Annotated in this window: 15 protein-coding genes; 8 read left to right on the forward strand and 7 right to left on the reverse strand. The window is 66.9% G+C overall.

All coding sequences use genetic code 11. The annotated features are described in order from the left end of the window. Positions 1 to 349 (reverse strand): hypothetical protein (locus EEB15_RS30320; RefSeq protein WP_199236671.1); only part of this gene is annotated, 349 nt, incomplete at its 3' end. A 32-nt stretch (positions 350 to 381) separates the two neighbouring features. Between EEB15_RS30320 and mnmA the strand changes: the two genes are divergently transcribed. After that, positions 382 to 1,488 (forward strand): tRNA 2-thiouridine(34) synthase MnmA, encoded by a 1,107-nt coding sequence (gene mnmA / locus EEB15_RS30325; RefSeq protein ID WP_141513719.1) that lies wholly within the window; start codon positions 382 to 384, stop codon positions 1,486 to 1,488. Between the two features lie 2 nt (positions 1,489 to 1,490). Continuing rightward, complete coding sequence (locus EEB15_RS30330; protein WP_141513720.1) at positions 1,491 to 1,886, forward strand: MmcQ/YjbR family DNA-binding protein; 396 nt, start codon at positions 1,491 to 1,493, stop codon at positions 1,884 to 1,886. Between the two features lie 3 nt (positions 1,887 to 1,889). On the opposite strand, the gene EEB15_RS30335 is transcribed toward EEB15_RS30330, so the two are convergent. The 6 genes from EEB15_RS30335 to EEB15_RS30360 form a co-directional block, all read right to left on the reverse strand. Further along, positions 1,890 to 2,405 carry a DUF1697 domain-containing protein gene (locus tag EEB15_RS30335; protein ID WP_141513721.1) on the reverse strand — a complete coding sequence of 172 codons (516 nt, stop codon included), beginning with the start codon at positions 2,403 to 2,405 and terminating at the stop codon, positions 1,890 to 1,892. A gap of 1 nt (position 2,406) precedes the next feature. After that, the gene (locus tag EEB15_RS30340; protein ID WP_233259688.1) at positions 2,407 to 2,886 is read right to left on the reverse strand and encodes an ORF6N domain-containing protein; all 480 of its coding nucleotides are present in this window, start codon (positions 2,884 to 2,886) and stop codon (positions 2,407 to 2,409) included. A gap of 100 nt (positions 2,887 to 2,986) precedes the next feature. Further along, positions 2,987 to 3,481, reverse strand: coding sequence for a single-stranded DNA-binding protein (ssb, locus tag EEB15_RS30345; RefSeq protein WP_141513722.1), 495 nt, complete (start codon positions 3,479 to 3,481; stop codon positions 2,987 to 2,989). Between the two features lie 42 nt (positions 3,482 to 3,523). Further along, positions 3,524 to 4,732 carry an MFS transporter gene (locus EEB15_RS30350; RefSeq protein WP_141513757.1) on the reverse strand — a complete coding sequence of 403 codons (1,209 nt, stop codon included), beginning with the start codon at positions 4,730 to 4,732 and terminating at the stop codon, positions 3,524 to 3,526. 169 nt (positions 4,733 to 4,901) lie between these two features. Further along, positions 4,902 to 5,999 carry an S-adenosylmethionine:tRNA ribosyltransferase-isomerase gene (locus tag EEB15_RS30355; RefSeq protein ID WP_141513723.1) on the reverse strand — a complete coding sequence of 366 codons (1,098 nt, stop codon included), beginning with the start codon at positions 5,997 to 5,999 and terminating at the stop codon, positions 4,902 to 4,904. Next, the gene (locus tag EEB15_RS30360; RefSeq protein ID WP_141513724.1) at positions 5,996 to 6,709 is read right to left on the reverse strand and encodes an SDR family oxidoreductase; all 714 of its coding nucleotides are present in this window, start codon (positions 6,707 to 6,709) and stop codon (positions 5,996 to 5,998) included. The genes EEB15_RS30355 and EEB15_RS30360 overlap by 4 nt, the downstream gene beginning before the upstream one ends. 159 nt (positions 6,710 to 6,868) lie before the next feature. Here EEB15_RS30360 and EEB15_RS30365 point away from each other — a divergent pair, with 159 nt between their 5' ends. From EEB15_RS30365 to EEB15_RS30390, 6 genes are all read left to right on the forward strand, one after another. Then, positions 6,869 to 7,453, forward strand: a complete 585-nt coding sequence (locus EEB15_RS30365; protein WP_141513725.1) for a helix-turn-helix domain-containing protein — start codon at positions 6,869 to 6,871, stop codon at positions 7,451 to 7,453. Between the two features lie 111 nt (positions 7,454 to 7,564). After that, positions 7,565 to 10,555: an excinuclease ABC subunit UvrA gene (gene uvrA, locus EEB15_RS30370; protein ID WP_233259689.1), complete on the forward strand. Its 2,991-nt coding sequence runs from the start codon at positions 7,565 to 7,567 to the stop codon at positions 10,553 to 10,555. Positions 10,556 to 10,813: 258 nt separating this feature from the next. Continuing rightward, the gene (locus EEB15_RS30375) at positions 10,814 to 11,257 is read left to right on the forward strand and encodes an acyl-CoA thioesterase (RefSeq protein WP_141513727.1); all 444 of its coding nucleotides are present in this window, start codon (positions 10,814 to 10,816) and stop codon (positions 11,255 to 11,257) included. Next, complete coding sequence (locus EEB15_RS30380) at positions 11,254 to 12,183, forward strand: EamA family transporter (protein WP_141513728.1); 930 nt, start codon at positions 11,254 to 11,256, stop codon at positions 12,181 to 12,183. The genes EEB15_RS30375 and EEB15_RS30380 overlap by 4 nt, the downstream gene beginning before the upstream one ends. Before the next feature lie 127 nt (positions 12,184 to 12,310). Further along, positions 12,311 to 12,517, forward strand: coding sequence for a hypothetical protein (locus tag EEB15_RS30385; protein ID WP_141513729.1), 207 nt, complete (start codon positions 12,311 to 12,313; stop codon positions 12,515 to 12,517). Between the two features lie 58 nt (positions 12,518 to 12,575). Next, the gene (locus EEB15_RS30390) at positions 12,576 to 13,214 is read left to right on the forward strand and encodes a LysE family translocator (protein ID WP_141513730.1); all 639 of its coding nucleotides are present in this window, start codon (positions 12,576 to 12,578) and stop codon (positions 13,212 to 13,214) included. Position 13,215 lies beyond the last annotated feature (1 nt).

Raw genomic sequence — 13,215 nt, forward strand, 5'->3', positions numbered from 1 at the left:
CTTTGGGGCCGGGCACCGGCGTCTTCGACTGCAGTGTGTCCGGCAGCTGGGTGGTCGTTCTCAGGGGCACGCTGGATTCCGGCGTCCGCGAGAACACCGAGGCGTTGTCGGCCGGCGTGGTGATCGCGGGCGGGCGAATGGTGATGGCGCGGCTGGCGGCCATGGGCGGCGTGGGTGGCGGGCTGACCGGCTGCACGTACTGCGTAACGACATAGCGCACGGCCTGCTGCAGCGGCGAATACTGCAGCAGCAACCACAGCAAAGCCACGTGCACGGCGGTGGCCGTGACGAGCGCGCCGGGCGACATGGGTTGCCGTGGCAACGCAGTGGAGGTGGGCCGGTAGAGCATGAGGTCAAACCTTCGCTGAGATAATCGCACAAATGAATCACAAGCCCCGCGTCGTCGTCGGCCTGAGCGGGGGCGTGGACTCCGCGGTCAGCGCGTACCTGTTGAAACAGCAGGGCTACGACGTCGTCGGCATCTTCATGAAAAATTGGGAAGACGACGACGACAGCGAATACTGCTCGTCCAACGAAGACTTCGTCGATGCCGCCAGCGTGGCCGACGTGATCGGCATCGAGATCGAGCATGTCAATTTCGCATCGGAATACAAGGACCGCGTCTTCGCCGAGTTCCTGCGCGAATACCAGGCCGGCCGCACACCCAACCCCGACGTGCTGTGCAACGCCGAAATCAAGTTCAAGGCCTTCCTCGATCACGCGATGCGCCTGGGGGCGGAAAAAATCGCAACAGGGCATTACGCTCGTGTACGTCAACGCGAAGGGCGATTCCAGTTGCTCAAGGGCCTCGACGACACCAAGGACCAGAGCTACTTCCTGCATCGCCTGAATCAGGCGCAGTTGTCGAAGACGCTGTTCCCGGTCGGCGAGCTGCGCAAGACCGAAGTGCGGCGCGTGGCCGAAGAGATCCGGCTGCCCAACGCAAAGAAGAAGGACTCCACCGGCATCTGCTTCATTGGCGAGCGGCCGTTCCGCGATTTCCTCAATCGCTACATCAGCAAGGAGCCGGGGCCGATCAAGGACGAGCGTGGCCGCGTGATCGGCCAGCACCAGGGCCTGAGCTTCTACACGCTGGGCCAGCGCCAGGGCCTGGGCATCGGTGGCGTGAAAGAGCGCGGTGCACAGCGGGGCGGCGGCGAGCACGCGCCGTGGTTCGTCGCGCGCAAGGACATGGAGAAAAACACGTTGTGGGTGGTGCAAGGCCACGACCATCCGTGGCTGAAATCGCTTGCGCTGGATGCGAATGATGCGAGCTGGGTCGCGGGCCAGCCGCCACAGGAGGGCGAGTACGGGTCGAAGGCGCGCTATCGCCAGTCCGATTCGCCCTGCGTGCTGGCGCCCGCCGCCAACGGCGCCTTTCACCTCGCCTTCAGCGAGCCGCAGTGGGCCGTCACGCCCGGCCAGTCGGCTGTGCTCTACGACGGCGAAGTGTGTTTGGGCGGTGGTGTGATTAACGCCAAGGCGTAGCCATGCCAAAGTCGCACGACACCGTGGCCGCTGCCCTGAGGAAGTTCGGCCTCGCCTTTCCCGGGGCGCATTCCAAAAGTCCCTGGCCCGAGCACGACGACCTGGCCGTCAAGGACAAGACCTTCGCCTTCATGAGCGTGCCGGGGGTGCGGCTCAGCGTCACGGTCAAGCTGACGGTGAGCCATGCCGAAGCCCTGCAGCATCCGTGCGCCAAGCCCACGGGCTACGGCCTGGGCAAGAGCGGATGGGTGACGTTGAACTTTCCGGCAGAAGAGAAGCCGCCGGTGGACCTGCTCAAGCGGTGGATCCTGGAGAGCTATCGCGCCGTGGCGCCCAAACGCCTGCTGGCCGAACTCGAGGCGCAGCAGCCCTGGACGCGCATGGGCGTGGTCAAGTAACGCTCAAGCCGCGGCGCACTTCGTAACGGTCTCCCACGTCCGCGTGGTCACTTCCTTGCCAAAGGTTTTCTCGATCAGCGTCATGAACGCGGGGTTGTTCGCCTGCGGCACATAGGCCGAGAAGATCTCGCGGCCTTTCAGGGCAAGGATGCGCGCCCCTTCGAACTCGACCGGCAGCTTCAACGTGACGGTGGGTTGTTCGCGCAGGAAGGTGATCACACGCTTGTCGTTGGCGGCGAGCTTGAACTTCGCGTATGGGTCGGCATCGAGCATCTTCTGCAGTTCGTCCACCCGCCGGGCAATCGTGTAGAACGTGCGGGCCAGGTGCTCCTGCATCGCCGCTTCAGCCTTGCGCTCTACGGCGCTGTCGGATGTGGCGCGGGTGTCGAACACCACGTTGCCGCTCGAGAGCAGCGTCTTGACGTTGGTGAACCCCGCCGCCTCGAATGCCGCTTTCAACTGCGGCATCTTGGCGTTCATCGGGCTCACGCCGCGCAGGAAGGCTACGTAACGGGGCATGTCAGTCTTTTGCTCCGCGCGACGAACGCGAACGCTGACTCACGTCGGCAAGGTCGGCGGTAAACCCGATCGGCCGTTTGGCCGTTGGCGGCCGCGCCATCAATGCGCGGATTGCCTCAATGATTTCCGCGAGCGAATTGTCATGGCGTGACACTCGGCGCTCGAGCTGATCCAGCTTTTGGGCCAAAGCCTTATGGCTGGAAAGCAGATCCCGAAGCTGGACGAACGCGCGCACGACGTAAACGCTCATCTCGATCGCACGGTCCGAATTCAGAATCGCAGCAGCCATGATCGCGCCATGTTCGGTGAAGACGAGGGGCGGATAACGTCTGCCGCCCCAACTTGAGGTCGCAAACTGCGACCTCAAGTTGGCGAACTCCTCAGTCGTCAACCGAAACATGAAATCAGCGGGGAACCTCTTGGTGTTCCGCTTGACTTGCTCGTTGAAGCGCTTTGTCTCGACCTCGTACAGCTCGGCCAAGTCCGATCCAGCATCACCCGCTGTCCGCGGATGACCAATATTCGCCCCGCCAACGCCTGGGGCGTCAACGCGGCCTTCACGGTGGCCACGTGTCAGCCAATCAGAACGGAATATCGTCGTCCATATCGTCGAAGCCCGTCGAAGGCTTCGAAGCCGGGCGGCTGGCCGCCGGTGCCGGTGCGGGACGCGCGGCGGGTGCCGGCCGGCGCTGCTGGCCGCCGCCTTCATCGTCGCCACCGCCGGACGGGCCGCCCATGCCTTCACGGCCGCCGAGCAACTGCATTTCGGTCGCGACGATGTCGGTCGCGCTCTTCTCGATGCCGTCTTTGTCGGTGTACTTCCGGTAGACCAGGCGGCCTTCGACGTAGATCGGCCGGCCCTTCTTGACATATTCGCCGACGATCTCGGCCAACCGGTCGAAGAAGGTGACGCGATGCCACTGGGTTTCCTCGATCGACTCGCCGCTGGTCTTGTCTTTGCGCTTGCTGGTCGTGGCGATACTCACGTTGGCCACGGCCGAGCCGGACGGCAGGTAGCGCACTTCGGGGTCACGGCCGCAGTTGCCGATCAGGATGACTTTGTTGACGGATGCCATGGGGAAGGTTCCTCCAGTAATTGGGTAATTATCTCTGCTCTGTTATGTCGCCTGCGCCTCGTCGGCCAGAACCTGCTCGGCCGAACTCCGCGCCCCGGGCGCCCTCATGGGCCAAGCCACCACCAGCCACAGCAACATCAGCCCGGCGCAGGCGGCAAACAACCCTTGGCTTCCAACGTTCTTGGCCAGCCAGCCGCCGACCGCGCCGCCGGCAAAAAATCCCAAGGATTGGAGTGTGTTGTACACACCCAGGGCCGCGCCGCGGGCGTGCGGTGGGGCGATCCGCGATGCCATGCTGGGCTGGCTGGCCTCCAGCACGTTGAAGCCGCAAAAGAAGATGAACAGCAATGCGGCCAGCGCCAGCACGCCGGGCTGGCCCGCCACCAGGACCAGGCCCACCTGCACCAGGGCGATGAGCCCCACCGAAGCCAGGAACACGGCGCGCAGGTAGCCGCGCCGCTCCAGCGGAAACAGCGTGAAGCCCATCACCAGAAATGACCCCAGCACCGCCGGCAGGTAGACGTACCAATGGTCGGCCTTGTCCAGGCCCGCCTGCACCAGCAGAGCCGGAATCGCGACCCACATCGCCAGCTGCACCGCATGCAGCACGAATACGCCGACGTCCAGCCGCAGCAGGCCCGGATGGCTCAGCACTTCCGACAACTTGCCGCGCGGTGCGTTCTTGTGCAGCACCGGCTCGGGCGGCGTCCACCACACCACCACCGCGATGCACGCCAGCGCCAACCCGCCCGTCACAGCAAACAAGCCGGCCAGGCCGATCCGCGCTGCCAACAAGGGCGCTGCCACCAGCGACAGCGCAAACATCAGCCCGATGCTCGCGCCGACCATGGCCATGGCCTTGGTGCGTACCTCGTCGCGGGTCTGGTCCGCGAGCAGCGCCGTCACCGCCGCCGACACCGCGCCCGCGCCCTGCAGCGAGCGACCCACGATCAGCCACAGCAGGCTTCCCGCGGCCGCCGCGACCAGGCTGCCCGCCGCGAACACCAGCAGGCCGATGATGATCACGCGCTTGCGCCCGAACCGGTCCGACGCCAGGCCGAACGGGATCTGCAGCAGACCCTGTGTCAGCCCATAGATGCCCATCGCCAGGCCGACCAGGGCCGGGTCGTCGCCACCCGGATAGCGGGCGGCTTCCAGCGCGAACACCGGCAGCACCAGGAACAGGCCCAGCATGCGGCCGGCAAAGATCGTTGCAAGCGAGCCGCTGGCGCGGCGTTCGACGGCCGTCATGCGGCCGGGGTCGAGGGATGTGGAAGGCGGGTTCACGGACAGGAGGAAAGGCAAGAACCGGGCCCCGAGGGAAGGCGCGCGGCAAACCTCGCATTGTCCGGTATTCGAGCCCGGCCGCCCCGGGGGCGCATCCGCCGGCCGCCAACCGCCCACAATCGCGGCGGCACAGCTACGCGATCTGTTCTTCCGGATCGTGCCGCCGCGCCACGGGACCGGCTGCTTTCGGCAGTCTTGAGAAAGCCGCTTCGATCAGCACCGTGTCGCCGAACTCGTGGGTGAGATAGCCCGCTCGTTCCATCTCCTGGGCCGCGTGGCGCAGCACGCCATCGCCGGCGAACGCGCGCAGCAATTCGTAGTGGCTGGTGCCGGGCTCATGCGTTCCGCTGATGATCGCGTCGACCACGTTCAGCTGGGTGCCGGGGCCCAGGCGCTGGTCGGCCACGCCGGAGCCCGCGCGCAGCGGACCGTTGGAGCCGGCGTGCTCCAGCGCTCTCGTCACCGTGGTGCCCAGCGCGACCACGCGGCCGCCCCGCTCGCTCGCGCTCTCGATGGCCCGGACCGTGGCTTGAGGCACGTCATAGGGTTCGTCCAGCGGCAACCGCGCATCCAGCTCGTCGTCGCCAGTCGAGGAGATCCCGGCGGCGTGCGTCAGCGTTTCGAACACCACGCCCCGCGCTTTCAGCGCCGAGAGCAGCGACCAGTCCAGCACGAAGCCTGCGGAGGGCGGCTCGAACGCCACGGGCAAGGCGGCGACGCGCGTCCACACGTCCCACAGCGCGAGCGGCGGCTGCACGTGCGCATATTGGATCGGCCTGCCATGCCGCGCGATGCCGGCCCAGATGGCGTCGACATCGCCTTCGAAGCGCAGCGACACGAGGCGCGGGTGGCCCTGCAGGCGCAGCACGATGGCGCGCAATGGGCCTAGCACCAGCACATCGCCGGCTTGCAATGCCGGTGGCGACGGCCGGTCTTCGGTGCGCGTGCGGTAGTCGCCCGCCCCGAAGACCACGGCGGTGAAGTCGCGCACGTCGTCCACGGCCAGCGAGCGCCGCCCGGCCAGCCGCACTTCGATGGCGCGGCCGGTGCGCGAATGCACGCCGGACAGGCTGGCCGGCAAGGTGGCCGCGTCGTTGGCCACCAGCACGTCGCCCGGGTTCAGGAAGTCGGCGAGGCGCGAGCGCGACGTGTGGCGCAACCCGCCGGCCGAGTCCACGACGAGGAGCCTGGCGCCCGGCGCGCGCTGCGAAGGAAGATGGGCGGCTTTCATGCGGCGGCCTCCTCTCGCACCAGCATCGTCGCGATGCGATCCAGCAACTCGGCCGCCGAGGTGGACGGCGCCTTGAGCTCGGCCGGGTCGGCGTCGGGCAGCGCCTGGGCATGCATCGGCGTGTCCATGTCGCCGGGGTCGTGGCCGATCACGCGCACGCCATGCTCCTTCAGCTCCTCGTCCCAGGTGCGGCTCATGTGCGCCAACGCGGCCTTGCTGGCGCCGTACGCGCCCCAGGTGGGATAGGCGTTGACACCGGCGTCGCTCGTGATGTTCACGACCAACGCGGGGCGGCCCTGGCGCGCGGACGAAGCGAGGGCGCCGAGCAGCGCCTTGGTCAGGCGGAACGGGCCCATCAGGTTCGCGGCCAGCGCCGCTTCGAAGTCCTCGCATTCGGTATCGGCCAGCGGCACCAGCGCTGCCGGCCCCAGGGTAGAAGCGTTGTTGACCAGCACGTCGAGGCCGCCCAGGGCCGAGGTGATCTGCAGTGCCAGGGGATGCGTGGCCTCCTTGGACGCGACGTCGGCCACGATGCCGTGCGCGCCGGGAAACTTGGCCGCGACAGCGGCTACGCGCGCGGCGTCTCTCGCGACGAACGCGACCTTGGCGCCCCGGCGGTGCAATTGCGCCACCAGCGCCAGGCCCAGGCCGGACGTGCCGCCGGTGACCGCGACCCGCAGGCCGGCGAGTGAGTTGTTCGATGCATTCATGGTGCGCTCCGTGGGTTCTTGTGAAAGTGCCTCCACGATAGGAGCGGCGGGCGGGTGCGGCCAGCGCGATGTCCACCAGATTGGCGGATGGTTGGCGGGCTGGGCGTGGCAATGCCCGCGCCAGCGTAAGTTCACCTCGTTTGTCGTCAGAATCACGCCATGACCGACCCGATCGATCCCGCCGGCGCCACTACCGCGTCGCACCTTGCCCGCAACCTGGTGAGCCTGCGCCACACACGGGCCCTCACGCAGGACGGCCTGGCCAAGGGCGCGGGCGTGCCGCGCTCGACCATCGCCAATCTCGAGTCGGGCGAGGGCAACCCGTCGCTGTCGGTGCTGGTCAAAGTGGCCGGTGCGTTGGGCGTGCCGATCGACGAACTGCTGTCGTCGCCGCGCGCGCGGGTGCGCCGCTGGAACGCCGACGAGGTCGCGCAAAAGACCAAGGGCCGCGGCGTCACCATCCGCCCGCTGGTGCCCGAGCCGGTTCCGGATTCCATGATGGAAGTGATGGACTTCGCGCCCGGTGCCGTCATGGGCGGCACGCCGCACCTGCCCGGCACGCGGGAATTTTTCACCTGCCTGGAGGGCGGCGTGCGCCTCCTCGTGGCCGGCGAGGTGTACGCGCTGGGCGCGGGCGACGTGCTGGCTTTCCCCGGCAATTTGCCGCATTCGTATCAAAACGCAGACGGCGTGGCGCCGGCGCGCGGGGTGTCGGTGGTGATTCTGGCGAAGGCAGGGACGTAGCGGGCCGTCATGGATTGCGGCGGATCCGGAGGATCCCCTCCGGGCTCGGCCTGCAATGACAGAAACATCCCCAGCGGGCTATCATGTCGGGTTCCCCTTCGCGCACCCACCTTGAACGATTCCACCGACGGCAAATACCTGGGCCAACTGGCCGCCGCCCAGCGGATCAGCATCCGCGGGGCACGCACGCACAACCTCAAGAACATCGACCTGGACATCCCGCGCAACCAGCTGGTGGTGATCACCGGGCTGTCGGGGTCGGGCAAGTCGTCGCTCGCGTTCGACACGCTGTATGCGGAGGGGCAGCGGCGCTACGTCGAAAGCTTGTCCGCTTACGCCCGCCAGTTCCTGCAGCTGATGGACAAGCCCGACGTGGACGTGATCGAGGGCCTGTCGCCCGCGATCTCCATCGAGCAGAAGGCCACTTCGCACAACCCGCGCTCTACCGTCGGCACGGTGACCGAGATCCACGACTACCTGCGCCTGCTGTTTGCGCGTGCCGGCACGCCGTACTGCCCCACGCACAACATCCCGCTGCAATCGCAGACCGTGTCGCAGATGGTCGACGCGGTGCTCGCCCTGCCGGAAGAGACGCGGTTGATGATCCTGGCGCCGGTGGCACGTGACCGCAAGGGCGAGTTTGAGAACGTGTTCGCCGAGATGCAGGCGCAAGGCTATGTGCGCTTTCGTGTCGGCGGAACGATGTACGAATTCGACGACCTGCCCAAGCTCAAGAAGACGGAGAAGCACGACATCGACGTGGTGATCGACCGGTTGAAGGTGCGCCCCGACATCAAGCAGCGGTTGGCCGAGAGCTTCGAGGCCGCGCTGCGCCTGGCCGACGGCCGCGCGATCGCCGTGGAAATGGAGACTGACACCGAGCATCTCTACAACGCCAAGTTCGCCTGCCCCGTCTGCAACTACTCCATCAGCGAGCTGGAGCCGCGCCTCTTCTCGTTCAATTCGCCGGTCGGCGCCTGCCCGTCTTGCGACGGCCTGGGCCACAGGGAATTTTTCGATCCGACGCGCGTGGTCGCCTTCCCCACGCTGTCGCTGGCCAGCGGCGCGATCAAGGGCTGGGACCGGCGCAACGGCTATTACTTCGCGCTGCTGGAAAGCCTGGGCAAACACTACAAGTTCAGCCTTGATGTGCCTTTCGAGGAACTGGCGCTGCCGATCCAGTCGGCCGTCCTCAACGGCTCGGGCGAAGAAGAAATCCGCTTCAGCTACACGCTGGATTCCGGCGCATCGGCCGGGCGCAAGATCACCAAGAAGCATCCGTTCGAAGGCATCATCCCGAACATGGAGCGGCGCTACCGCGAGACCGATTCGGTCGCGGTGCGCGAAGAGCTCGCGCGCTACCGCAGCATGCAGCCCTGCCCCGAGTGCAGCGGCACGCGCCTGCGCAGTGAGGCGCGGCACGTCAAGGTCGGCGAAGGTGACCAGGCCCGCGCGATCTTCGAGATTGGCCATGCCACGCTGCGAGAGAGCTTCGAATACTTCGACACGCTGAAGCTGCACGGCGCCAAAGCAGAGATCGCCGACAAGGTCGTGCGCGAGATCGGCCTGCGCCTGAAGTTTCTGAACGATGTGGGCCTGAACTACCTCAGCCTCGACCGCAGCGCCGAGACGCTGTCGGGCGGAGAGGCGCAGCGCATCCGGCTCGCGTCGCAGATCGGATCGGGCCTTACGGGCGTGATGTACGTGCTCGACGAGCCCAGCATCGGCTTGCATCAGCGCGACAACGATCGGCTGATCGGCACGCTGCGCCACCTGCGCGACATCGGCAACAGCGTGATCGTCGTGGAGCACGACGAGGACATGATCCGCGCCGCCGACCACGTGATCGACATGGGGCCCGGCGCCGGCATCCACGGCGGCCGCATCATGGCGCAGGGCACTTTCGAGGACGTGAAGAACACTGAAGGCTCGCTGACGGGCCAGTACCTGTCGGGCCAGAAGGCCATCCCCGTTCCGGCCAGGCGCACGCCCTGGCTGCCCGTGCTGGACCTGGTGCCCGCCGAACGAAAAGTCTCGCGATTCCCGCCCAGCGACGCGGCAAAACGCCGCGCCGCGCGCGAAGCCGAACACCTCGCCACGCGTGGCGCCGTGCAAGAGATCCGCGTGCTGGGCGCCACGGGCAACAACCTCAAGGATGTGAGCGTCGCGTTTCCCGTGGGCCTGCTCACCTGCGTGACCGGCGTTTCGGGCTCGGGCAAGTCCACGCTGGTCAACGACACGCTCTACGCCGCCGTGGCGCGCACGCTGTACCGCGCGCATGAAGAGCCGGCCGCGCACGAGGCGGTGGAAGGCATCGAGCATTTCGACAAGGTGATCAACGTCGACCAGTCGCCGATCGGCCGCACGCCGCGCAGCAACCCGGCCACTTACACGGGCCTGTTCACGCCGATCCGCGAGCTGATGGCCGAAGTGCCGATGGCCAAGGAGCGCGGCTACGGCCCGGGCCGCTTCTCGTTCAACGTCGCGGGTGGCCGCTGCGAGGCATGCCAGGGCGACGGCGTGGTGAAGGTGGAGATGCACTTCCTGCCCGATGTGTACGTGGCTTGCGACGTGTGCAAGGGCCAGCGCTACAACCGCGAGACACTCGAAGTGCAGTGGAAGGGCCGCAACATCGCGCAGATCCTGGACATGACGGTAGAGGATGCCCTGCTGTTCCTGAAAGCGGTGCCCACCATTTCGCGCAAGCTGCAGACGTTGCTCGACGTGGGCCTGTCGTACATCAAGCTGGGCCAGGCCGCGACGACGCTGTCCGGCGGTGAGGCACAGCGCGTGAAGCTGGCGCTGGAACTGTCGAAGCGCGACACCGGCCGCACGCTCTACATCCTGGACGAGCCGACCACCGGCCTGCACTTCGCGGACATCGACCTCCTGCTGCGCGTCCTGCACCAGTTGCGCGACGCCGGCAACACCATCGTCGTGATCGAGCACAACCTCGACGTCATCAAGACCGCGGATTGGCTGATCGACATGGGCCCCGAAGGTGGCGCTGGCGGCGGCCAGGTGGTGGGCGTGGGCACGCCGGAAGACATCGCGGCGAACCCGGCCAGTCACACCGGGCGTTACCTCCAGCGCCTGCTCTAGAACCCGTCATGCCGGACTTGATCCGACATCCACGTCTCGGTATGCCAGGGCGGGATCGGGGCGGCGGGGCACTCTGCGCTGCGAATGTCCCCCGTCGCGGCAAGCCGCTCCCTCCTCCTTTATTTCGCTGCGCAGAGCGCCCCACCACCCCGATCCGGGAAGCGTTGTTGGTGTTCGACCGTTGCGCGCCAACTGGGTCCCCCATGGAAGCCGAAGACGGCCTGAGCAAAGGCCGACACCCCGAAGGATAATGGGGGCATGTCCTCCATCGTCCTTCGTTTCCTCGCCGAGCCCAGCACCGTCAACTTCGGCGGCAAAGTCCACGGCGGCACCGTCATGAAATGGATCGACGAGGCCGGCTACGCCTGCGCCACCAGTTGGGCCAAACGGTATTGCGTCACGGTGTTCGTCGGCGGCATCCGCTTTCATCACCCGGTGAAGATCGGCGAGCTGGTGGAAGTGGAGGCGCGGCTGGCCTACACCGGCACCACCAGCATGAACATCTCGGTGGAAGTGCGCAGCGGCGACATCAAGAGCGGCCACCTGAAGACGACGACCGAATGCCTGATCGTCTTCGTTTCGGTCGACGACGACGGCCGACCCATGCCCATCGACGAGTGGCAGCCGGAAACCCCGGGAGAGATGGCGCTGGCGCAGCGAGCCCGTGCCCAGCTCGACGCCGCCCGCGCAGCCAGCCGGTGACGGCTGCCTCTTCGCCGGGCCGCCTGTCGGGGCGCGATCTTGCGGCGGCGCTTGCCGTCGTCTTCATCTGGGGCATGAACTTCGTGGCGATGAAGTACGCGCTGCGCGATTTCACGCCCTTCCAGCTGGGCGCCGCGCGCTACGTGCTGGCGGTTCTGCCGCTGCTGTTCTTCATCAAGCGCCCGCAACTGCACTGGAAGTGGGTGGTGCTGTACGGCCTGTTCCAGGGCGTGGGGCAGTTCGGCTTCCTCTTCAGCGCCATCAAGGTGGGCATGACCGCGTCGCTGGCTTCGGTGCTGATGCAGACGCAGGTGTTCTTCACCGCCATCTTCGGCTATGCGCTGCTGCACGAGCGCGCCAGCCGGCCGCTGCAAGTCGGCCTGCTGCTGGCCGCGCTGGGCCTTAGCTGCTTCGCGATGAACTACGCCACGCCGCAGGCGGGCAACGCCACCACCGCCTGGGGATTCGTGCTCAATCTCTGCGCCGCGGCCATGTGGGCCGCCTCGAACATCGTCGTGCGCAAGGCGCAGCAGGCGAGCGCGGGTTACGACCCGCTGGCGTTCGTCGTCTGGTCCAGCCTGGTGCCCATCGTCCCGTTCGTGTTGATGACATGGGCTTTTGACGATCCCTCCACGCGTTGGGCCTGGACGGGCGCCGCGGTGAGCAGCTGGGCCGGCGTCGTCTACCTCGGATGGCTGGCCACCATCGCCGCTTACGCGATGTGGACGGGGCTGCTCAAGCGGCACCCCGCGAACCGCGTCGCGCCCTTCAGCCTCGGCGTGCCGGTGGTGGGGCTGGCGGCCGGGATGTTGCTGCTGGGCGAGTACATCACGGGCTGGCAGTGGACAGGTATTGCGCTGGTGGTGGCGGCACTCGGCTGCGTGATGTTCGGCGGCCGTTGGCTATCGAAGAGCGCGCGGAAATAGCGTTGACAGGCCTTAAGCAAACGCCCTAGGGTGGATGGGTTGAATGCCTAGGGTTCCGGCCCTCGCGCCGCCCACACTGGAACCCATGGAAGCTCGAATCGCTTCCGCCCTTCCAGGAGCAACGATCATGTTCGAATCCACTTCCAGTGACTTCCAGCTGTGCTTCCGCTCCCTGTTCCAAAGCGGCCGCGGCTTCTCCTTCCCCTGCGACCCGCAGGGCCACGTCGACCTCGACCAGCTGAGCGACAAGGTGCGCAACAACTATCTTTTCGCCCGCGCCATGGTCGGCCGCGACCTGGCCGTCCCCGCTGTCGAGCAAGCCGTCCTGCACTGACCCTTCGGCCGGTCGCCGGCAAGGCGATACTGTGGACTTAGCCCATTCCGGAGTCCACATGCTTCCCGATACGCCCCTGCTCCTCGCTTTCGTCGGTGCCAGCCTGGTGCTGGCCCTCACCCCCGGCCCCGCCGTCGTCTACATCGTGGCCCGCACCCTGTCGCAGGGCCGCGGCTGCGGCCTGGCTTCGGTGATGGGCGTAGCGCTGGGCAACTTCGGCAACGCCGTGGGTGCCGCGCTCGGTTTGGCCGCCTTGTTCGCGGTTTCATCGGCCGCGTTCACCGTCGTGAAGTGGGCGGGCGCGGCTTACCTGGTTTATTTGGGCGTGCGCATGTGGCTGGCCCGCCCCCCGAGCATGGATGCCGCGCCGCAAGCCTCGGCACAGCCTTTGCGCCGGGTCTTTCGCGACGGTTTCATCGTCGCCCTGCTCAACCCCAAGACCACGTTGTTCTTTGCGGCCTTCCTGCCGCAGTTCATGGACGCGCACGGCAGCCCCTTGATGCAAACGCTGGCGCTCGGCGGCGTCTTCATCGCCATCGCGGGCTGCACCGATCTCATCTATGTGTTGACGGCCAGCCTGGTCGCCCCGCGGCTGGGCAAGGCAGCACGGCACGCGGTCTGGGGCAATCGTCTTGCGGGAACCTCGTTCATCGGCCTGGGCGTGCTCACCGCGATGGGTTCGCGGCCGACCCGCTGAG

It is taken from the genome of Ramlibacter sp. WS9, assembly GCF_003797765.1.
GTDB lineage: Bacteria > Pseudomonadota > Gammaproteobacteria > Burkholderiales > Burkholderiaceae_C > Ramlibacter.

Excerpts from the sequence above, each read along its gene's own strand:
- EEB15_RS30350 (WP_141513757.1), bottom strand. The coding sequence starts at position 4,732 with ATGACGGCCGTCGAACGCCGCGCCAGCGGCTCGCTTGCAACGATCTTT.
- mnmA (WP_141513719.1), top strand. The coding sequence starts at position 382 with ATGAATCACAAGCCCCGCGTCGTCGTCGGCCTGAGCGGGGGCGTGGAC.
- EEB15_RS30330 (WP_141513720.1), top strand. The coding sequence starts at position 1,491 with ATGCCAAAGTCGCACGACACCGTGGCCGCTGCCCTGAGGAAGTTCGGC.
- EEB15_RS30335 (WP_141513721.1), bottom strand. The coding sequence starts at position 2,405 with ATGCCCCGTTACGTAGCCTTCCTGCGCGGCGTGAGCCCGATGAACGCC.
- ssb (WP_141513722.1), bottom strand. The coding sequence starts at position 3,481 with ATGGCATCCGTCAACAAAGTCATCCTGATCGGCAACTGCGGCCGTGAC.
- EEB15_RS30355 (WP_141513723.1), bottom strand. The coding sequence starts at position 5,999 with ATGAAAGCCGCCCATCTTCCTTCGCAGCGCGCGCCGGGCGCCAGGCTC.
- EEB15_RS30385 (WP_141513729.1), top strand. The coding sequence starts at position 12,311 with ATGTTCGAATCCACTTCCAGTGACTTCCAGCTGTGCTTCCGCTCCCTG.
- EEB15_RS30360 (WP_141513724.1), bottom strand. The coding sequence starts at position 6,709 with ATGAATGCATCGAACAACTCACTCGCCGGCCTGCGGGTCGCGGTCACC.
- EEB15_RS30365 (WP_141513725.1), top strand. The coding sequence starts at position 6,869 with ATGACCGACCCGATCGATCCCGCCGGCGCCACTACCGCGTCGCACCTT.
- EEB15_RS30375 (WP_141513727.1), top strand. The coding sequence starts at position 10,814 with ATGTCCTCCATCGTCCTTCGTTTCCTCGCCGAGCCCAGCACCGTCAAC.
- EEB15_RS30390 (WP_141513730.1), top strand. The coding sequence starts at position 12,576 with ATGCTTCCCGATACGCCCCTGCTCCTCGCTTTCGTCGGTGCCAGCCTG.